Annotated in this window: 20 protein-coding genes and 1 pseudogene; 6 read left to right on the top strand and 15 right to left on the bottom strand. The window is 63.1% G+C overall.

What is annotated here, in order from left to right:
• Nucleotides 1-80: 80 nt before the first annotated feature.
• The 8 genes and pseudogenes from AC04SI_RS06470 to AC04SI_RS06435 form a co-directional block, all read right to left on the bottom strand.
• Entirely contained in the window at nucleotides 81-1,199 is a 1,119-nt protein-coding gene (locus tag AC04SI_RS06470) for a branched-chain amino acid ABC transporter substrate-binding protein (protein WP_404282898.1), read from the bottom strand.
• A gap of 137 nt (nucleotides 1,200-1,336) precedes the next feature.
• Nucleotides 1,337-1,684, bottom strand: a complete 348-nt coding sequence (locus tag AC04SI_RS06465; protein ID WP_404282896.1) for a DUF6867 family protein — start codon at nucleotides 1,682-1,684, stop codon at nucleotides 1,337-1,339.
• A 17-nt stretch (nucleotides 1,685-1,701) separates the two neighbouring features.
• Entirely contained in the window at nucleotides 1,702-2,430 is a 729-nt protein-coding gene (locus AC04SI_RS06460; protein WP_404282894.1) for an ABC transporter ATP-binding protein, read from the bottom strand.
• The gene (locus AC04SI_RS06455) at nucleotides 2,430-3,524 is read right to left on the bottom strand and encodes an ABC transporter ATP-binding protein (protein ID WP_404282893.1); all 1,095 of its coding nucleotides are present in this window, start codon (nucleotides 3,522-3,524) and stop codon (nucleotides 2,430-2,432) included. Before AC04SI_RS06455 ends, AC04SI_RS06460 begins: the two co-directional genes overlap by 1 nt.
• Nucleotides 3,524-4,918, bottom strand: coding sequence for a high-affinity branched-chain amino acid ABC transporter permease LivM (gene livM / locus AC04SI_RS06450; RefSeq protein WP_404282891.1), 1,395 nt, complete (start codon nucleotides 4,916-4,918; stop codon nucleotides 3,524-3,526). The genes AC04SI_RS06455 and livM overlap by 1 nt, the downstream gene beginning before the upstream one ends.
• Nucleotides 4,919-4,922: 4 nt before the next feature.
• Nucleotides 4,923-5,825, bottom strand: a complete 903-nt coding sequence (locus AC04SI_RS06445) for a branched-chain amino acid ABC transporter permease (RefSeq protein ID WP_404282889.1) — start codon at nucleotides 5,823-5,825, stop codon at nucleotides 4,923-4,925.
• A gap of 349 nt (nucleotides 5,826-6,174) precedes the next feature.
• Nucleotides 6,175-6,264: pseudogene (locus AC04SI_RS06440) on the bottom strand (proline racemase family protein); the annotation flags it as partial.
• A gap of 7 nt (nucleotides 6,265-6,271) precedes the next feature.
• The gene (locus AC04SI_RS06435) at nucleotides 6,272-6,658 is read right to left on the bottom strand and encodes an ectoine synthase (protein WP_192182011.1); all 387 of its coding nucleotides are present in this window, start codon (nucleotides 6,656-6,658) and stop codon (nucleotides 6,272-6,274) included.
• 100 nt (nucleotides 6,659-6,758) lie between these two features.
• On the opposite strand from AC04SI_RS06435, the gene AC04SI_RS06430 reads away from it, so the two are divergent.
• Complete coding sequence (locus AC04SI_RS06430) at nucleotides 6,759-7,667, top strand: LysR substrate-binding domain-containing protein (protein ID WP_404282887.1); 909 nt, start codon at nucleotides 6,759-6,761, stop codon at nucleotides 7,665-7,667.
• Here AC04SI_RS06430 and AC04SI_RS06425 read toward each other — a convergent pair.
• The 3 genes from AC04SI_RS06425 to AC04SI_RS06415 are packed head-to-tail and all read right to left on the bottom strand — an operon-like array spanning nucleotide 7,660 to nucleotide 10,936.
• Nucleotides 7,660-8,661, bottom strand: coding sequence for a 4-hydroxyproline epimerase (locus AC04SI_RS06425; protein WP_404282886.1), 1,002 nt, complete (start codon nucleotides 8,659-8,661; stop codon nucleotides 7,660-7,662). The two genes, AC04SI_RS06430 and AC04SI_RS06425, sit on opposite strands and share 8 nt — an antisense overlap.
• Nucleotides 8,662-8,676: 15 nt before the next feature.
• Nucleotides 8,677-9,996 (bottom strand): NAD(P)/FAD-dependent oxidoreductase, encoded by a 1,320-nt coding sequence (locus AC04SI_RS06420; RefSeq protein WP_404282884.1) that lies wholly within the window; start codon nucleotides 9,994-9,996, stop codon nucleotides 8,677-8,679.
• 46 nt (nucleotides 9,997-10,042) lie between these two features.
• Nucleotides 10,043-10,936 carry a dihydrodipicolinate synthase family protein gene (locus tag AC04SI_RS06415; RefSeq protein ID WP_404282882.1) on the bottom strand — a complete coding sequence of 298 codons (894 nt, stop codon included), beginning with the start codon at nucleotides 10,934-10,936 and terminating at the stop codon, nucleotides 10,043-10,045.
• A gap of 100 nt (nucleotides 10,937-11,036) precedes the next feature.
• On the opposite strand from AC04SI_RS06415, the gene AC04SI_RS06410 reads away from it, so the two are divergent.
• Nucleotides 11,037-11,696 (top strand): GntR family transcriptional regulator, encoded by a 660-nt coding sequence (locus AC04SI_RS06410; RefSeq protein WP_488474020.1) that lies wholly within the window; start codon nucleotides 11,037-11,039, stop codon nucleotides 11,694-11,696.
• Between the two features lie 11 nt (nucleotides 11,697-11,707).
• On the opposite strand, the gene AC04SI_RS06405 is transcribed toward AC04SI_RS06410, so the two are convergent.
• On the bottom strand, nucleotides 11,708-12,031 hold the full coding sequence (locus tag AC04SI_RS06405) for a winged helix-turn-helix transcriptional regulator (RefSeq protein ID WP_404282989.1): 324 nt from the start codon (nucleotides 12,029-12,031) through the stop codon (nucleotides 11,708-11,710).
• A gap of 156 nt (nucleotides 12,032-12,187) precedes the next feature.
• Between AC04SI_RS06405 and AC04SI_RS06400 the strand changes: the two genes are divergently transcribed.
• Complete coding sequence (locus tag AC04SI_RS06400) at nucleotides 12,188-12,517, top strand: nuclear transport factor 2 family protein (protein ID WP_404282878.1); 330 nt, start codon at nucleotides 12,188-12,190, stop codon at nucleotides 12,515-12,517.
• Nucleotides 12,518-12,586: 69 nt separating this feature from the next.
• Here the strand turns inward: AC04SI_RS06400 and AC04SI_RS06395 are convergent, their stop codons facing one another.
• From AC04SI_RS06395 to AC04SI_RS06385, 3 genes are all read right to left on the bottom strand, one after another.
• Nucleotides 12,587-12,901, bottom strand: a complete 315-nt coding sequence (locus AC04SI_RS06395; protein ID WP_404282876.1) for a hypothetical protein — start codon at nucleotides 12,899-12,901, stop codon at nucleotides 12,587-12,589.
• Nucleotides 12,902-13,162: 261 nt separating this feature from the next.
• Nucleotides 13,163-13,435: a hypothetical protein gene (locus AC04SI_RS06390; RefSeq protein ID WP_488474019.1), complete on the bottom strand. Its 273-nt coding sequence runs from the start codon at nucleotides 13,433-13,435 to the stop codon at nucleotides 13,163-13,165.
• A gap of 239 nt (nucleotides 13,436-13,674) precedes the next feature.
• The gene (locus AC04SI_RS06385; protein ID WP_404282872.1) at nucleotides 13,675-15,171 is read right to left on the bottom strand and encodes a CoA-acylating methylmalonate-semialdehyde dehydrogenase; all 1,497 of its coding nucleotides are present in this window, start codon (nucleotides 15,169-15,171) and stop codon (nucleotides 13,675-13,677) included.
• Nucleotides 15,172-15,548: 377 nt separating this feature from the next.
• Here AC04SI_RS06385 and AC04SI_RS06380 point away from each other — a divergent pair, with 377 nt between their 5' ends.
• The 3 genes from AC04SI_RS06380 (at nucleotide 15,549) to AC04SI_RS06370 (ending at nucleotide 19,123) form a co-directional block, all read left to right on the top strand.
• Entirely contained in the window at nucleotides 15,549-16,430 is an 882-nt protein-coding gene (locus AC04SI_RS06380) for a LysR family transcriptional regulator (protein ID WP_404282871.1), read from the top strand.
• Nucleotides 16,431-16,523: 93 nt separating this feature from the next.
• Complete coding sequence (locus AC04SI_RS06375; RefSeq protein ID WP_006204835.1) at nucleotides 16,524-16,964, top strand: phospholipase A2 family protein; 441 nt, start codon at nucleotides 16,524-16,526, stop codon at nucleotides 16,962-16,964.
• A 44-nt stretch (nucleotides 16,965-17,008) separates the two neighbouring features.
• Nucleotides 17,009-19,123: a phospholipase D-like domain-containing protein gene (locus AC04SI_RS06370; RefSeq protein ID WP_404282987.1), complete on the top strand. Its 2,115-nt coding sequence runs from the start codon at nucleotides 17,009-17,011 to the stop codon at nucleotides 19,121-19,123.
• Nucleotides 19,124-19,169 lie beyond the last annotated feature (46 nt).

The following is a 19,169-nucleotide window of genomic DNA, read 5'->3' as shown; positions in this document are numbered from 1 at the left end:
TAAATGGTTTGTTCGCGCCAGCAACGAAAAATGCCCGGCGCGGCGCGCCGGGCATTCTCCGGTTTCAGACGTTTGTCGGCTTATTGCTCGAAGTAGGAGTACTTGCCGTCGTCACCCTTCTTCCAGGTGTACATGACGTAGTCCGGGCGGGTGATGTCGCCCTTGGCGTCATAGCCGATGTCGCCGATGGCCGTCGTCCAGGGGCCGCTCGACTTGATCGTCTCGGCGACTTTCTGGGCATCGTCGGCCGAGCCGGTCTTGGTGATAGCCGCCGCGATGATCTGTATCGTGGCGTAGGAGTAGAGCGTATAAGCCTCCGGCTCGAAACCGGCGGCGCGGAACTTCTCGACGAGCTCCTTGGCGTTCGGGTTCTTGCGCGGATCGGGAGCGAACGTCATCAGCGTACCTTCGACGGCGTCGCCGGCGATGGAGGCCAATTCGTTCGAGACGATGCCGTCGCCGGACATGAACTGGGCCTTGAGGCCTTGGTCGGCGAGCTGGCGGATGATCAGGCCGGCCTCGGTGTGCAGGCCGCCATAATAGACGACGGTGACGCCGGCTTCCTTCATCTTGGCGATGAGCGCCGAGAAGTCCTTGTCGCCGACATTGATGCCTTCATACATGGCTTCGGTGACGCCATTGCCGTTGAGCGCCTTCTTGGTTTCGTCGGCAAGGCCCTGGCCATAAGGCGTCTTGTCATGGATGAGCGCGATCTTGGCGTCCTTGAAGTTCTTGGCGACATAGTCGCCGGCAACCTTGCCCTGCTGGTCGTCGCGTCCGCAGGTGCGGAACGTGTTCCACATGCCGCGTTCGGTGAACTTCGGATTGGTCGCGGCAGGCGTGATCTCGAGGATGCCATTTTCGGCATAGACTTCCGACGCAGGAATTGAGACGCCCGAATTGAAGTGGCCATCGACGAACTTGATGCCGTCGGCGACAAACTTGTTGGCGACCGAGATGCCCTGCTTCGGATCCGACACGTCGTCACCGACGCTCAGCTTGAGTTGCTGGCCGAGGACTCCGCCGGCCGCGTTGATGTCAGCGACGGCCTGCTCTGCGCCCTTCTGCAGCTGGGCGCCGAAAGCGGCGTTCGGGCCGGTGATCGGACCGGCGACGCCGATCAGGATGTCAGCCCACGCGCTGCCGCTGAACGCGATGAACGCGGTCAGGGCCACGGCGGACAAGAGTGACTTTTTCATATAAACGCTCCCATTTACGGAGTGGGCGTGGATGACACTTTCATGCGATGCCCACCCTTATCGCAGAAAGCTCAGTTTGCCGATTTTCAGGCACTTGTCACGCCGATTCATCCCCGAAGCGGCGTTAATCATGAACGTCAACCCTTCGGTTTCCAGCTCAAAAGCGATGCTCTTTCGTAAAGCCAATTATACTGCGTCACCATCTGGTTGGTGCGCGTGTACTGGTAGCCGATGAAGCCCAGTATCATCAGCACGATTGTATCGACGATGTAGTAACGCAGCGAGAACATCGTGCCGTCGAACAGCGCGTGATGGATGAACCTGATGCCGATTCCGAGGCCCAGCATGTAGAGGAACAGCTGGAAGAAGCTGCGCCAGGTCTGCGCACTCGCCTTGCCCGTCATCCATGCGGCCCAGCCGCCGAGCAGGCAGGTGACGAAGAAGAACTGCCAGATCGAGGGTTCCTCGTAGAGAATGCCCTGCATGATGATGTCTCCTGAACTCAGTGGTGCCCGCCTTCGAGATAGGCGGCGCGCACTTCCGGATTGGCGAGCAGCTCCTTGCCGGTGCCGCTCATCGTCACATTGCCGTTGACCATGACGTAGCCCCGGGTGGCGAGCTTCAGCGCGCCGAAGGCGTTCTGCTCGACCAGGAACACGGTCAGCCCCTGGGTGCGGTTCAATTCGCGGATGGCGTCGAAGATCTGCTTGACGATCAGCGGCGCCAGCCCCAGCGACGGCTCGTCGAGCAGGAGCAGCTTCGGCCGCGCCATCAGCGCGCGTCCGATCGACAGCATCTGCTGCTCGCCGCCCGATAGCGTGCCGCCGCGCTGGGCGATGCGCTCCTTCAGGCGCGGGAACAGCGTGAACACCTTCTCGACATCCTCATCATAATATTTGAGGTTGTCGAGGCTGGCGCCCATCTGCAGGTTTTCCATCACCGTCATGCGCGGGAAGATGCGGCGACCCTCCGGCGACTGGGCGATGCGCATGCGCGCGATTTCGTGCGTCGGCATCTGCGTGATGTCGGTGCCGGAAAAGGTGATCGTGCCGGCGCGAGCCCGCGGCGCGCCGAAGATGGTCATCATCAGCGTCGACTTGCCAGCGCCGTTGGCGCCGATCAGCGCCACGATCTCACCCCGGTTGACGCTGACGTCGACGCCGTTCAGCGCCCGGATGTTGCCGTAGTAGGTCTCGACGCCCTTTATATCGAGCAGCGTTGTACCGGCCATTACTTACGCCCTCCGCGCGGCTTGGGTGTCGACCCGGTCGGCTTGGCCGTGGCCCGCTTGGCAGGCGTTCTTGGCGCGGCGTTGGCCTTTGCATCGACCTGCTCTGCTTTCGAGGCGCCCTTCGACACCGTGACGCGCTCGCCCTCGCTATGGCCGATCGTGTCGGTCACCGGTCCGGCGAGAAACGAAGACGACGTGCCCGGGCCGTGCGCGGCGTCGGGGCCGGTGTCCAGCTGCTCGATGACGTCCTCGTCGCCGACCTCGATCAGCACCGTCTCGACCTCCTCATCGTCAACGCCGAGATAGGCGGCGATGACGCGCGGGTCGGTGCGCACCGATTGCGGACTGCCGTCCGAGATCTTGCGCCCGTATTCGAGCACCACGACATGGTCGGAAATCTGCATGACCACCGACATGTCGTGCTCGATCAAAAGGATCGAGGTGCTTTTCTTGATGTCCATCAACAGTTCATTGAGTGCCGCCGATTCCTTCGGATTGAGGCCGGCGGCCGGCTCGTCTAGGCACAGAAGCTCCGGCCCCGTGCACATGGCGCGGGCGATTTCCAGGCGCCGCTGCGCGCCATAGGGCAAATCGCCGGCGGGATCGTCGGCGCGATCAACGAGGTTGGCCTTCTCCAGCCAGTGCTTGGCCAGGTCGATCGATTCCGTCGATGCCTTGCGGTAGCTCGAGAAACCGAACAGGCCAAGCATTGTATAGCCGGACGCCTTCATCAGCTTGTTGTGCTGGGCGACCAGAAGGTTCTCCAGCAGCGTCATGCCCGAGAACAGGCGGATGTTCTGGAAGGTACGGGCCACCTTGGCGCGTGCCGGGATCTCGTGGTTCGGCAAGCGCTCGAGCAGGTAGCTCGAGCCGTCAATCCGGTTGAGCGTGATCATGCCTTCCGACGGCTTGTAGAAGCCGGTGATGCAGTTGAACACGGTGGTCTTGCCGGCGCCGTTCGGGCCGATCAGCGCGGTGATCTCGCCGCGCCTGGCCTGGAAGGACAGGTCGCCGATGGCGATCAGGCCGCCGAACTTCATCGACAAATGTTCGACCTGCAGGATGAAGTCGTTCGTGGAAGGGCTCGCACTCATCAGCCGTGACCTTCCTTGGTGAAGGAGCCCGATACCGCTTTTCGCTCCTTGAGGAAGGCGGTTGGCTCACGGCTGCCGACAAAACCGCGCGGCTTCCACAGCATGACGATGACCATGGCCATGCCGAACAACAGCATGCGGTAGAGTTCCGGCGTGAAGTCGGGACCGAACACCACCTTGAGGAAGTTCAGCTCGCGCAGGATTTCGGTGCCGCCGATCATCACCAGCGCCGCCACCGCGATGCCGCCCAGCGACCCCATGCCGCCAAGCACGACGATGGCCAGGATGATCGCCGATTCCAGGAAGACGAAGGATTCCGGGCTGACGAAGCCTTGCCGCGCGGCGAAGAAGGAGCCGGCGAAGCCACCGAACATGGCGCCGGTGGCAAAGGCGGTGAGCTTGGTGGTGGTGGTGTTGATGCCGAGCGAGCGGCAGGCGATCTCGTCCTCGCGCAGCGCTTCCCAGGCGCGGCCGACCGGCAGGCGGCGCAGCCTGATGGTGACGAAGGCAGTGAGGAAGCAGAGCCCGAGGATCAGATAATAGAGGAAAATCTTGTAGTAGGCGCCCGACTGGGCGATGCCCAAAACCTTGGCGATGTAGTTCGGGTCAGAAACGTTGAACGACATCAGGCCGAAGAACGTGACTTTCGGGATACCGGAGATACCGGCCGAGCCGTTGGTCACCTCGCGCCAGTTGATCAGCACCAGACGGATGATCTCGCCGAAGGCCAGCGTCACGATCGCCAGATAGTCGCCGCGCAGCCGGAGCACCGGAAAACCGAGCATCACGCCCCAGAACGCGGCCATCAGGCCGGCAGCCGGCAGCAGAATCCAGAACGACAGGCCGAAATGCGTGCCGAGCAGCGCATAGGCATAGGCACCGACGGCATAGAAGGCGACATAGCCGAGATCGAGCAGGCCGGCGAGGCCGATGACGATGTTCAGCCCCCAGGCCAGCATCACATAGATCAGGATCTGGATGCCGAAATTGTCGACCCATTTCAGCGAACCCTGGAAGCCGAACATAAGCACGATCACCACCGGATACAGCAACAGCACGGCAACGCCGATCTGGTTGAAGTTTCGGCGTACGAAGCCGGGCGCAGTTGCGGCCGCCGCTGGCGCCGCGGCCTTTTGCGCCTTGGCCCGTTCCAGCGCCGGCTGCGCATAGCCGACATAGACGAAGCGACCGACGGCGGTAGCGATGACGACGATGGCAAGGAGGACCCAGCGTTGCACCAGGATCAGCTCGTTCGAGATGTTCTGGTCGGTCTTCAGGCCGATGAACAACACGAACAGGCCGAGCGCGATGGCGCCGGCATAGAGCGCCTCGCGGAAAGCGCGCTGCACGGGAGTGGCGACGACGTCGCGCTCCGGGGAAACGGTGACTGCCATGAGCTCAGACCTTTTCGACTTCTGGCCGGCCCAGAATGCCGGAAGGCAGGAAGATCAGCACGATCGCCAGGATGGAGAAGGCGGCGACGTCCTTGTAGTCGATCGAGAAATAGGCCGACCACATGCTTTCAATGAAGCCGATCAACAGCCCGCCGAGCACGGCCCCGGGCAACGAACCGATACCGCCGAGCACGGCTGCGGTGAAGGCCTTCACGCCCGGCACGAAGCCGTCGGAGAACACCACGACGCCGTAATACATCAGGAACAGCGTGCCGGCGACGGCGGCAAGGGCCGCGCCCATGATGAAGGTGATGGAGATGGTACGGTCGACGTCGATGCCGAGCAGTGCCGCCATCTTGCGGTCCTGCTCGCAGGCGCGCTGCGCCCGGCCAAGCGAGGTCTTGTTGACGAGATACCAGAAGATCGCCAGCAGGATTGCCGTGACCAGAACGATGATGATCTGCTTCAGCGACACGCTGACGCCCTCGATCGTGTAGACCTTGGACACCAGCGGCGGGATCGGCTTGTTGCGCGGCCCTTGCGTCACCTGGACGAAGTTGGACAGCGCGATCGACATACCGATCGCGGTGATCAGCGGCGCCAGCCGGAACGAGCCGCGCAGCGGCCGGTAAGCCACCTTTTCGATGGTCCAGTTGTAGAGGCTGGTCAGAAGCATCGCCACGATTATCATGATCAGCAGGGCGATGACGACCGGCACTGAATAGAACATCGCGCCGAGGATGAGAAAGACGATGAGGGCGGTGAAGGCGCCGACCATGAAAATGTCGCCATGGGCGAAATTGATCATGCCGATGATGCCGTAGACCATCGTATAGCCGATTGCGATCAGCCCATAGATCGATCCCAGCGTCAGCCCGTTGATAAGCTGCTGGACGAAGTACTGCATACTGCCGTGGCTCCCCTGGAATGTCGCCTTTGTGGACGCATTCCTTTTCGTATTTCCCCTAGTCGTAAAGTTTCGAGCCCGGATTGCAACGTGATTTTTCAATCGTCGAACGTGTTTTGCCGGCACGCCATCCGATTGCCCGTTTTTTCGCTACCCGACCCCTGGACTATCGCGGACCCTATCATTGGCATAACGCAATGTCTTTGACGATTCAGCCGTATCATGCACCCCATTTCGAAGAAATCGCCGTCAAAATTAGGTGATGGGCAGGATCGTTGCGCCGGCCAAGGCCGTCCCGTTTGCGCTCCTGCTGTTCCGCTTGGTCAGGATTCTCCCTGTTTGACGACGAACCATGCGCCAACGGGTCGCAGTCGTCGATGAAGATGGTGTTCAGTCCGGTCATGCGCGCCCAGCCGCCGATAGAGGGGATGATCGTGCGGCAAGGGTCAGTAAGCCGAGCCGCCATCCCGACCGAGAACGTGCCGCTCGGTGCCGTTCAACGGGGGATTGAATACACTGACCAGGACCATGTCGCTGGCCGCGTCCGCACGCAAATAGTGCTCGTCATGTTCGTCGAGCACATAGATCGTGCCCGGCTCGATTCGGTGCACCTGGCCGGACATGTCTTCGACCTCGCCCGCGCCGGCGATGCAGTAGCAGGCCTCGAAATGCCTCCGGTAGTGCAGGCGAGATTCGCTGCCTGCGCGCACAATGGTATGGCAGACGGTGAAGCCCATGCCGTCCTGCTGCGTCAGCAGGCGATGGCTTGTGCCATTGCCCCAATCGACGAAGAAGTCAGTTTTTTCTACATCAGTCAGTTGTCTTGTAAACACGATCGTTCTCTCCAAAGGCATAGTTTGGCCAACGAATGCCGCAGCGAAGGCAGGATTTCAAATGATTGCTTCTCACACGATATGTTAGTAAATTCTACAGATGGACTACATCCCACTGAATGCCGTTCGCGCTTTCGAGGCGGCTGCCCGCCATCTGAGCTTTTCGGCTGCCGGCGAAGAGCTTCACGTCACCCATCCCGCCATCAGCCACCAGATCAGGCGGCTCGAGGAATGGCTGGGCGTCTCGCTCTTTCACCGGGATGCCCGCAAGGTCCGCCTGACGGAAGCGGGGGTGCTCCTGCTAGCCTCGGCGAGCGGCGCGCTTGCCGAACTCGGCGCCACGTGCCGCCGAATACGGCGCAATGCCGGGCTTGAGACGTTGTCCGTGGGCTGTATTCCATCCATCGCCAGCCGCTGGCTGGTGCCGCGTCTGTCGGACTTCACCGCGCGTCATCCCGGTATCGGCATGAGGGTCGCCTACGCCAAGGCCGACGAGAGGCTCGGCGACGACCAGAACGACGTGCTGATCACGCTCGGTGCCGATCCATCTCCCGACGTCACCAGCCTAAAGCTGTTTTCACGCTTCAATCGGCCGGTATGCAGCCCGCACTATCTCGCACGCAGGGAGCATCTGCGCACGCCGGCCGGCATCGCCGTCGCCGACCTTCTGCACGACGAGACTCGCCAGGGCTGGCGTGAATGGTTTCTGGAGGCCGGACTGCCCGGGGTCGATGTGGGCAACGGACCGGTTTTTGCCGACTTCAACATTCTTGCCACGGCGGTCATCGCCGGTCACGGCGTGGCGCTCTGTCCGGTCGAGGTTTTTCGCGACGAGTTGAGGCGCGGCGACCTGATCGTTCTGTCGGAGGTCGCGACAAACCGCGACAAGGGCTACTTCCTGACGATGTCGGCGCAAGCCTCACCGGCAGCGCTCAAATTCGCCGACTGGTTTCGCCAGGAGGTTTCAGCCGACAAACAATCTCAGGCCGGCCCAATCGACGTCACTTGACGATGAACCCATGCGCGAACGGATCGCGGTCGTCGATGAAGATGGTGTTCAGTCCGGTCATCCGCGCCCAGCCGCCGATCGAGGGGATAATCGCCGGCTTGCCCGCGACGCTGGCTTCCTTTTCGACCCTGCCCTTGAACAGCGAGCCGATGATCGATTCATGCACGAAGCTGTCGCCGGCCTTGAGCTTGCCCTTGGCATGAAGCTGCGCCATCCGCGCCGAGGTTCCGGTGCCGCAAGGTGAGCGGTCGATCGCCTTGTCGCCGTAGAAGACGGCATTGCGCGCATCCGCTTCAGGATGCGTCGGCTTGCCGGTCCACAGCATGTGCGACAGCCGGTTGATGCCCGGGTTCTCGGGATGCTCGAATGTGTACTTCTCGTTCAGCCGTTGCCGCACCACCGGGCTCCAGGCGATGAGGTCGCCGGCGGAATGATCGGCCATGTCGCGGTAATTGTCCTGGGGCTCGACGATGGCGTAGAAATTGCCGCCATAGGCGACGTCGACCTTGATCTCGCCGAGCTGCGGACATTCCACCGTCAGGCCCTCGGCATAGAGGAAGGATGGCACATTGGTGATGCGCACCTCCTCGACATACTCGCCGACCTGTTTGTACTCGGCGATGACCAGGCCGGCAGGCGTGTCGAGCCTCAGCACGCCCGGTGTCTTCGGCTTGATCAGCCCGTGCTCGATCGCCATCGTCACCGTGCCGATGGTGCCGTGGCCGCACATCGGCAGGCAGCCCGAGGTCTCGATGAACAGGATGGCGATGTCGCAATCCTCGCGCGTCGGCGCATAGAGGATCGAGCCCGACATCACGTCGTGGCCGCGCGGTTCGAACATCAGCCCGGTGCGGATCCAGTCATATTCGGCGAGGAAATGCGCGCGCCGCTCCATCATCGTCGAACCCTGGAGCAGCGGCCCGCCGCCGGCGACCAGCCGCACCGGATTGCCGCAGGTATGGCCGTCGATGCAGAAGAAGGATTGCTTGGCCATGACGTCTCCTGGAACTCAAAACCGTTGTGGACTGAAGGGAGCGAGATCGATCGGCGGAGTCTGCCCGAGAACCAGATCGCGGATCAAGCGGCCGGTGGCCGCCGACTGGGTCAGGCCAAGATGGCCGTGGCCGAAGGCATAGAAGACCGATGCGCTGTTCCGGGCACCGCCGATGACCGGCAGCGAATCCGGCAGCGACGGCCGGAACCCCATCCATTCGCGACCGCCGGCCGGATCGAGTCCGGGCAGGAAGGCTTTCGCCTTTTCCAGCATGGCCTTCGAGCGGGCGAAATTCGGCGGCCGCTCGATGCCGCCGAGTTCGACCGCGCCACCGACGCGCAAGCCCGTTTCGAGCGGCGTGATGACGAAGCCATGGCGGGAGAAGATCAGTTGCCGCTTCACGTCGAAAGCGGTCTTCGGCAGCGTCGTGTTGTAGCCGCGCTCGGTCTCCAGCGGGATGCGCTCGCCGAGGTTTTTCGCTAGCAGATGCGACCATGCTCCGGCGGCGATGATGAGCTGCCTTGCCCGTCGCGTGGTGCCATCGGCAAGCGTCAGCGTCGCACCGTCCTGGCCCGCATCGACACGCTCGATCCGGGTTTTTTCGAAGCGGGCGCCAAGACCCTCGGCATAGGCCCAGACCGCCTTGCCGAGTAGTTTGGGATCAGCGACGGTTTTCCATCCCGGCACGAACGTGGCCTTGACGAAACGCGGCGACAGGCCTGGCTGCAGCCCCGCCAGTTCCTCGCCCTCAACATGGCGGAAGCCGATGCCGAAGCGCTCGCGCGCCGCCCAGCTCGGCAGCGAAGCGCGAAACTCGGCCTCGCTCTCGTAGAACTCCAGCGAGCCGTCCTCGCGCAGCATCGGCCGCGTGCCGGAGCGATCGAGCAGGCCCATCCATTCCGCCTCGGCAAGCCGCATCATGCCGACCTGCGCCGCAAGGCTGGCTTCGTAGAGATCGGCCCGCCCGGCGCGCCAGAAGCGGAACAGCCAGGGCAGGAGTTTCGGCAGATAGGCGGGCGGAATGCTGAGCGGCCCCAGCGGATCGGCAAGCCATTTCGGCAATTGCCTGATCATGCCCTTGTGCGCGAGCGGCAGCACGTCGGAAAAGGCGAAGGCGGCGGCAGTGCCGGAACTCGTCTCCTCGCAAATGCCGGTCCGATCGAAGATCGTGACGTTTCTCCCCGCCTCGGTGAGATAGGCGGCGGCACAGATGCCGATGATGCCGCCACCGACGATGGCGATGTCTTCACCTTCTCCCTGTTCACGGGGAGAAGGTGCCCGAAGGGCGGATGAGGGGCTGCGCCCTTCTTCTGCCGATTTGGAATTTCCTTGCACGTGGGCGCTACCCCTTATCAGCTGCCGCCATCTTCTAAGAGATTACTTATAACTGCGGCAGCTTCGGCCGCACTGCCAATGCGTCCTTGACGATCTTCTCGACCGCCTTGCGGCGCTCGCCCGACAGCGGCTGGCGCGGCATGCGCACGCGGTCGTTGGTTTGAATAGCAAACACTTCCGCCAGCTTGATGTTCTGCACCAGATAGGTCGACACGTCGAGGTCGAGCAGCGGCCGGAACCAGCGATAGATGGAGAGAGCCTCCTCGCGGCGACCCTGCTTCATCAGCTGGTAGATGGCGACCGTCTCGCGCGGGAAGGCGGTGACCAGCCCGGCCACCCAGCCGATGGCGCCCACCGACAGTGCCTCGAAGGCGAGATTGTCGACGCCGGTGAACAGGTCGTAGCGTGTGCCGAAGCGGTTGATGATCTCAGTCGAGCGACGGATGTCGTCGGAGGATTCCTTGATGGCGACAAAGCGCTTGTCGGCCGCCAGTTCCTCCATCTGGTCGACGGTAACGTCGACGCGGTAGGCGAGCCGGTTGGAGTAGATCATGACCGGCAGGTCGCCGGCCTCGGCGACGGCGCGGAGCGCCGCGACCGTCTCTTCCTCATTGGTGTGATAGATAGGGCTCGGCACGACCATCAGTCCGTTGGCGCCTTCCTTGGCGGCGCGGCGCGCGATGCTGGCCGCCTCGCGGGTGCCGGCCTCGTTGACCGTCAGCAGCACCGGCTTCTTGCCGGCGACCTTCTGTGCCGTCTTCAGCACCTCGATCTTCTCGTCATGCGACAGCATCGGCCCTTCGCCGAGCGAGCCGCAAACGATGATGCCGTCGCAACCGGCCTCCATCTGTAGTGCAAAGCAGCGCTCCATCTCGGCGTGGTCGAGGCGGTCGTCCTCGGTGAATTTGGTCGTGACGGCGGGGAAAACTCCGGTCCACATAGTTATCTCTCCATCTGATATATCAGTGATATATTTGACAAGAAACCCGCTGTCAATGCGGAATCTGTTATGATATATCTAAAATATATCAGAGGGCGCGATGGCATTGTGGGATGATATATCTGGCTCCGAGCCAGCGGCGGCAAAAGCCTATCGCATGCTCGAGCACATGATCGTGACGCTCGAATTGGCGCCGGCCAGTTTCGTCACCGAAGGCGCGCTGATCGAACGCCTCGGCCTCGGCCGCACGCCGGTGCGCGAAGCGATCCAGCGCCTGGCCTGGGAAGGACTGCTCGATGTCCGGCCACGTGCCGGCATCGCGATTGCTCCGCTCCATCCCGGCGACTGGCTGCGCGTCCTCGACGCGCGTCGCGGCGTCGAGGTGGTGCTCGCCCGCTCGGCCGCACGCTTCGTCACCCGCGAGGCGGCCGACCTGTTTCACGAAGCCGCCCTTGCCATGCAGAAGGCGGTGATTTCGGGCAATGTGCTGGCCTTCATCCAGGCCGACAAGGCGCTCGACGAGGCGCTTGCGCAGGCCGCCGACAACCCGTTCGCGGCGCGGCTTGCCGCACCCTTGCAGACCCACAGCCGCCGCTTCTGGTTCCGCTACAAGGCCGATACCGGGCTCGCCGAATCGGCCGAGCACCATGTCGCGCTGATCCGCTCGATCCTCGATGGCGACGAGGAAGGAGCAGCAAAGGACGCCAAGCGGCTGATGGCGCTGCTGCGTGGCCATGCCGAGACGGCGGCGACGCGATAGACGAATCGGAATCAGCGTTCGGCCGGCTCCTTCTGCGCCGCCCATTTCAACAAGGCGTCGAGAGCCGGGCATAGCGCCTGGCCCCAGTCGGTCAGGCAGTACTCGACCTTCGGCGGCACCTGGTGATGCACGATTCGGCGTACGATGCCGTCGGCCTCCATCTGCCGCAGCTGCTGGATCAGCATCTTCTGCGAGATCGCCGGGATCGCCCGTTCGAGATCGGAAAAGCGAAGCACCTTGCCGCCGAACAGGTGAAACAGGATCACCAGTTTCCAACGGCCCTCCAGAATACGCAGCACATTCTCGACGCCACTCGCCGCTGACAACGGCGTCAGCACCTCGACCTTACCTTCGGGCCCGTCCTTACTTTCAGGTAAGTACCTTACTTTTTCGTCGGTTCTTGTCATTTCTTCAGCATATCTCATTTTAGGAACCGGACAAGCGCCGCGGCCGTCAGGTCGACAGTGGCAATCGGAACCGGAGACGAGCCCATGACCATGAAACTGCCCCAGCCACTGGTGGATTATTTTGCCGCCAAGAACAGGCATGACATCGACGGAATGCTCATCCCCTTCTCACCGAACGCAACGGTCCGTGATGAAGGCGAAACCCATCAGGGGGCAGCCGCCATCCGTGACTGGATGGAAGCAACCACACGCAAATATCGGGTGACGGTCGAGGTTGCCGGCGCGACGGTCGATGGCCATGCATGGCGGGTCGCCGGCATCGTGTCGGGCAATTTCCCCGGCAGTCCGGCGACACTCCATTACAACTTCACGCTGGCCGACGAAGGGATCACGCGGTTGGAGATCGGCGCATGACGATGCTGCCGGCGAGGCCATTGTTCATCGGCTTTGACGGCGGGCGCGCAAGGCACAGCGCTCGTTCCGTCACGCATCGTGGCCGGGCTGGGCCACCACGTTTTCCCAATTGTTGCCGGCCGCGATGATGCAGCTTGTGCCGGCGACATCGGTGACGACGATCGTCCAGGTTCCGCTCTTGGCGACGAAGACTTCCATGATCGCGGTCTGACCGATCAGCCCGAACGCAAACTGCTTTTCCTGGAAATTCTCGCTCAGATGCGCGACGAGAACGCCGTGCTCAACGCAGAACTGGTACTGGGCGCTGGCGGCACTCGTACCCATCGCCAGTGCACCGGCAAGAACCAGGGTCTTCACCCAAGCTGACAGAGATTTGCGTGCCATAAAGCACCTCCTTTGCCATCGCGTCCCGGCAAGAAGAGGTGGTTGACGGCCTCATTTTGCCGGGGCGACCCAGGCCGGTTCCGACGTCATCATCGCGTCGCTCCTTTCTGTGTTCCGGTCTGCCGTCCAGCGGATGTTCCCGCTATGTTCCATATATGGTGCTGGCCAAGGAAAATAACAAGCGGGCGCCGCCCGCTTGTTCCCTTTTAGATCCGAAAGACAGTCGCGGTCTGGCCATGCCGCAACAGCCTTGGAAAACCTTCAGGTACCCGGCAGGGCAGCCACCATCGTCGCACCGTCCCAACCTTCGCCCGCCATGATGACGCAACTCTGACCTTGCGTGTCGGTGGCAAGGATCGTCCAGGTGCCCTGCTCGGAAACGAAGACCTCAAGGATGACGCTTGGATTGACCAGGCCGCGTGCGGTTTCGCTTTCGTGGAACTTGTCGCCGAGCGCCCTGACGATGTCGGCGCGCGCCGCGCATTGTTCGGCCGCCGCAGCTGGGGTGGCAAAGGACGCGCCGTCGCCACGCAAAGCATCATTGCCGTGAGACGTACCATCTCACACCTCCTTGCACCGGTGACGCTCGAAACAATCGCCACCGCCATCGATCCGCCGGCCCTCCGCGGCGGCGCTTAGCGAGGTAAGATCACCGCTGCCCGCATGGTTCCATCACATTAGCATTCCGGCAGATACTGGCCGCGATCCGTAATCCCAGAAAGCAAAAGGCCCGGTTCTTGGCCGGGCCTTTGATTGTCGATATTCGAAACGGATCAGTTCATCGTCGGAATGACGAATTCCGCGCCGTCCTTGATGCCGGACGGCCAGCGCGAGGTGACCGTCTTGGTCTTGGTGTAGAAGCGGAACGCATCCGCGCCGTGCTGGTTGAGGTCGCCGAAGGACGACGCCTTCCAGCCGCCGAAGGTGTAATAGGCGATCGGCACCGGGATCGGCACGTTGACGCCGACCATGCCGACCTGGACCCGCGAGGCAAAGTCGCGCGCCGCGTCGCCGTCGCGGGTGTAGATGGCGACGCCATTGCCCATCTCGTGGTCGTTGGCGAGCTTGATGGCGTTCTCGTAGGTCGGCGCGCGCACCACCGAGAGCACCGGCCCAAAGATCTCTTCCTTGTAGATGCGCATGTCGGCGGTGACGTTGTCGAACAGGCAGCCACCCATATAGTAGCCGTTCTCGTAACCCTGCATGGAGAAGCCGCGGCCGTCGACGACCAGCTTGGCGCCTTCCTTGACGCCGATGTCGACATAGCCCTTGACCCGCTCCAGCGCCTGCGCCGTCACCAGCGGGCCGAAATCGGCGGATGAATCCGTCGACGGGCCGACCTTCAGGCTTTCGACGCGCGGGATCAGCTTTTCCATCAGCCGGTTGGCGGTGTCGTTGCCGACCGGCACAGCCACCGAGATCGCCATGCAGCGCTCACCGGCCGAGCCATAGCCGGCGCCGATCAGCGCGTCGACGGTCTGGTCCATGTCGGCGTCGGGCATGATGATCATGTGGTTCTTGGCACCGCCGAAGCACTGCACGCGCTTACCGGCTGCGGTGCCGCGCGAATAGATGTAGTGGGCGATCGGCGTCGAGCCGACGAAGCCGACGGCCTTGATGTCCGGATCGTCGAGGATGGCGTCGACCACTTCCTTGTCGCCATTGACGACGTTGAGGATGCCGGCCGGCAGGCCGGCCTCGAGGAACAGTTCGGCAATGCGGATCGGTACGCCCGGATCACGCTCGGAAGGCTTCAGGATGAAGGCGTTGCCGCAGGCGATGGCCGGCGCGATCTTCCACAGCGGGATCATCGCCGGGAAGTTGAACGGGGTGATGCCGGCGACAACGCCGAGCGGCTGGCGCATCGAATAGACGTCGATGCCGGGGCCGGCGCCGTCGGTGAATTCGCCCTTCATCATATGCGGCGCGCCGATGCAGACTTCGACCACTTCGAGGCCGCGCTGGATGTCGCCCTTGGCGTCGGCGATGGTCTTGCCGTGCTCGCGCGCCAGGATGTCGGCCAACTGGTCATAATCCCTGGCGACCAGTTCGAGGAATTTCATCAGGATGCGGACGCGGCGCTGCGGGTTGGTGGCGGCCCATTTCGGCTGCGCCGCCTTGGCGTTCTCGACCGCAGCGCGCAGTTCCGCCTGCGAAGCCAGTGCCACCGTGCCACGCACGGAGCCGTCCATCGGCTGCATGACATCCTGCTTGCGGCCGCTGGTCCCGGCGACATGCTTGCCGCCGATGTAATGACCGTATTCGATCATGATCTCTCTCCCTTGTTTTGGATGAGCCATTGTCCGCCTTTGTCGGGGCGATGGCAACGCGAGCCAGAACGCAACCGTTGTGCGGGAAATAGATAGCGCTGGGTGTCTGTGCATCAATTGCCGCAAATGATAGGGTGTGCTTGTCGTCACAGGAACTCCAACGTTGAGCTTCGTCACGCCCCCCTCTGTCCTGCCGGACATCTCCCCCTCCAGGGGGGAGATTGAGCTGTCATCTCTGCTTTCGCCAATCACAAAGGTTGGCAATTGGGAGCTGCCGGCGAAACCGCCAATCTCCCCCCTAGAGGGGGAGATGTCCGGCAGGACAGAGGGGGGCGCGAAGGAACGCAACGTCGACCATCATCATACGGACCACCCCCATGAACTGGGATGACGTCCGCATCTTCCTCGCCGTGGCTCGCGCCGGGCAGATCCTTGGCGCGGCAAAGCGCCTTGAACTCAACCACGCCACCGTCTCGCGCCGCATCGCCGCGCTCGAGGACGCGCTCAGGACAAAGCTCTTTCGCCGGCTGACCACCGGCAGTGAGTTGACGCCGGCGGGCGAACGCTTCCTCGACATTGCCGAGCGCATGGAGAGCGACATGATCGCCGCGCGCTCGACCGTGGCCGGCGAAGGCGACGACATCTCCGGCACGGTGCGCATTGGCGCGCCCGACGGCTTCGGCGTCGCCTTCCTGGCCAAGCACCTCGGCCAGCTGACGACACTCCACCGCGAACTCACCATCCAGCTGGTGCCTGTGCCGCGCTCGTTCTCGCTGTCCAGGCGCGAGGCCGACATCGCCATCACCGTCGAGCGGCCGACCGAGGGCCGGCTGGTGGCGGGCAAGCTGGTCGACTACACGCTCGGCCTGTTTGCCTCGCGCACCTACGTCGAGGCGCATGGCCTGCCGCAAACGGCAGCCGCGCTTGGCCAGCATACGCTGATCGGCTACGTGCCCGACCTCATCGTTAGCCCCTCGCTCGACTATGCGGCCGAGTTCAGCGCCGATTGGCGCACCAGCTTCGCCATCTCCTCGGCGCTCGGCCAGGCCGAGGCGGTGCGCTCCGGCGCCGGCATCGGCATCCTGCACACTTTCGTCGCCCGCTCCATGCCGGAGTTGGTGCCCGTCGACATCGTGGCCCCTATCCGCCGCGCCTACTGGCTGGTCTATCACGAATCGGTGAGGCCGCTGCGCCGTGTCCAGGTGGTCGCCGGCTTCATTACAAAGGTGGTGGAGCGGGAGCGAACGCTGTTCGTCTGAGCGCCTTGCCCTTGCCACAAAATCGGCCAGTGTGGCATCCGCCACCGAGCGGCAAGCGCGGGTGGACCATTTTCGAAAGCTGGCGCGGAAACAATGCGAGCCGTTCTTGCCATCCTGCCGCTGGTTTTCCTATCGGGCTGCGCCAACCCCTGGACCAAGGTGCCCGAAGCGGAATTGCCGAAACCGATCCGCTATGCCCTGGCCCGCCCCTCACCTTTCGTCTTCGGCAATTATTGCGGCCCGGGCACGCGTAGCGGCGACCTGTCGTTGAGGCCGGTCGACCGCCTCGATGCCGCCTGCCAGACCCATGACGCCTGCTACATCGCCCGCCACGATCATTGCGATTGCGATGGCGCGCTTGTCGCCTCGGCAAGGACGATCCGCGACGACAATTCGGCTCCACGGAAAATGCGCAACGAGGCCGAGCTTTTGATCGCCACCTTCGCTGTCCCCGTCTGCAAGGTGTTTCCGCAGGGCTTCATGCCGCCGCGCGATCCCGCCCAGCTCAAGGCGATGAACGGGGCGACAGGGTGAGTAAGCGTAATACTGGATGCCTGGCCCTGCTCTGGCTGGCGTGGATGGCGCTGGCCGGTTGCGCCGGCCCGCATCGCGGCACATGCGATTTCTTTCCCGGCGAAAACACCTGCACGCGCCCGTCCCTGTCGGCCAAGGCGCCTGGACCGGACATCGCGGCTGCCCAGTATTTCGGCGGCCCTGGCGAGAGCGACTACGAGAAGCAGTTCCTGGCGCTGCTCGCCCACAACGAGATCGGTGCCATGGACCGGGCGAACGGCACAGGCCCCTTCGGTCACGACCGCCACGACATCGCCAACAGTGACTTCCAGGCGACATACCGGACGCTGGAACGGCTGGCAAAGCCTGTCGCCGCGACACAGGTACCGCCGACGCACGGCAAACCCGGCGAAGGCCACTTCACGGCGCGCTGGCGGGCGTCGCGGCAGACGCTTTATGTCGATGCCGCGGCTCGGCCTTCCGAGGCGAAGACGTTCACCTTTTCCGGCCTGCAGTCCCGCTCGGTCGAGATCGCGCTGCGCCAGGCCGGCGCCAAGGCGGTCGACATTGGCGGCACCTGCGACGGGGCGCTGGCGATCCGCGCCGATGGCCGCTCCCGCACCATAGAGCGGGGTGCGGCCTTCAGCTTCCGCCTGCCGGCAAGCGACACCTCGATCAGCCTGTTTCCGGACGAGACCCTGAACCGCTGCGACTTGAAAATCCGCTCCAGCCTGGCGCCGGCCGGCGCGCCGCTCACCATCCTGCGCGAAGAGACCGCCGATCCGGCGCTTGCCGCACTCGACAGCCTATACGAGCGCTGCCCGGAACCTGATCCGGCGGGGCTGAAGGAACTCGACCGCGTCTTCTACGCCAGCCGCTGGCTGTCGCAGAGCTGCGCGATGCCGCTCGCTAAGCCGCGCCTGCTGCGCAAATCGCGCGACGGTTTTAACGCCAAGGTCGAAGCCTTGCTGGGCGCGACGCTGCCTGACAGCGCCTTCGACAAGGGCGACCCGGAGTTGCCGCTCGATTTCTCGCACGCGCCAAAGCTCAGGCTGATCTATCTGTCGTCGCTGGAGTTCAAGGCGGATTTTTCCGGACGCATCATCGAGCGGCTGATCCGCCACCACGCCGCTTTGGGCACCAAGTTGCGCATCATGGTGACCGACGTGCTCGAGCGCGAGAAGGACGACGCCATGCTGCACCGGCTGGCGGCCGAATTCCCCAATGTCGAACTGCAGGAATACCGCTGGAAGGCCGACCGCGGCGCGCCGATCGACGAGCAGCTGTCGCAGCTGCACAAGACCCATCACGTCAAGATGCTGGCGACGCTGGCCGCGGATCCCGGCCGCTCACGCGTCATCATCGGAGGCCGCAACATTCATGACGGCTTCCTGTTCCACAAGCCGGTCGACCTGTCGCGCTACCCCTACCTGCAGCAATACGGCAAGACCGACGGCTTCTCGCTGAACTACTACTCGAACTGGAGCGACTTCGACATCGAGATCGCCGACCCGGCAACAGTCGAAACGCTCGCCGCGCATCTTTCGACCCTGTGGCTGCACGACGCCGACACCAACATCTCCCGGCCGTTCTCCATCCCCGTCCGCTCAGGCAGCCGGCTTCCGTCAGGCGTGGCGCGGCATTTCATTTCCGTGCCCTATGAGGACGGGCATGCGCTGGAGAATTATTTCGTCGAGCTGATCGACACCGCCGAGCATCACATCCAGATCGTCAATCCCTATCTCAATCTGACGCCGAAGCTCGCTTTGGCCTTCGACCGGGCGCTGGCGCGCGGCGTGAAGATCGATATCGTCGGCCGCATCGACCTCAAGGGCGACATCGGCGGCAAATTCCTCACCGCGCTCAACAAGCTGTTCGTCGAGAAGTATGGCGACCGCATCGACATCCGCGAATTCAAGGCGCCGGACGTCGTGCTGCATTCCAAGATCATGATGATCGACGAAAGGCTGGTTACGATCTCGTCGGTCAACCTCAACAACCGCAGCTTCTTCCACGACTCGGAAAACGGCATGATGGTGCTCGATCCCGCCTTCTATCGCCGCATGAAGCCGATCTATGACGACTATCTCGCCCATTCGAACCCGGTATCCACCAACGTGACGATCCCCTGGGCCTACCGGCTGCTGTTCTCAGAAGGCTGGGTGAAGCAGGCGTTCTGAAGCAATTCCAGGAAAAGTGTGAAGCGGTTTTCCGTCCGGGATTGCA

Source organism: Mesorhizobium sp. CNPSo 4689, from assembly GCF_057784325.1.
The sequence above is the reverse complement of the archived record's forward strand: the minus strand, read 5'-3'. Positions and strand labels throughout refer to the sequence as shown.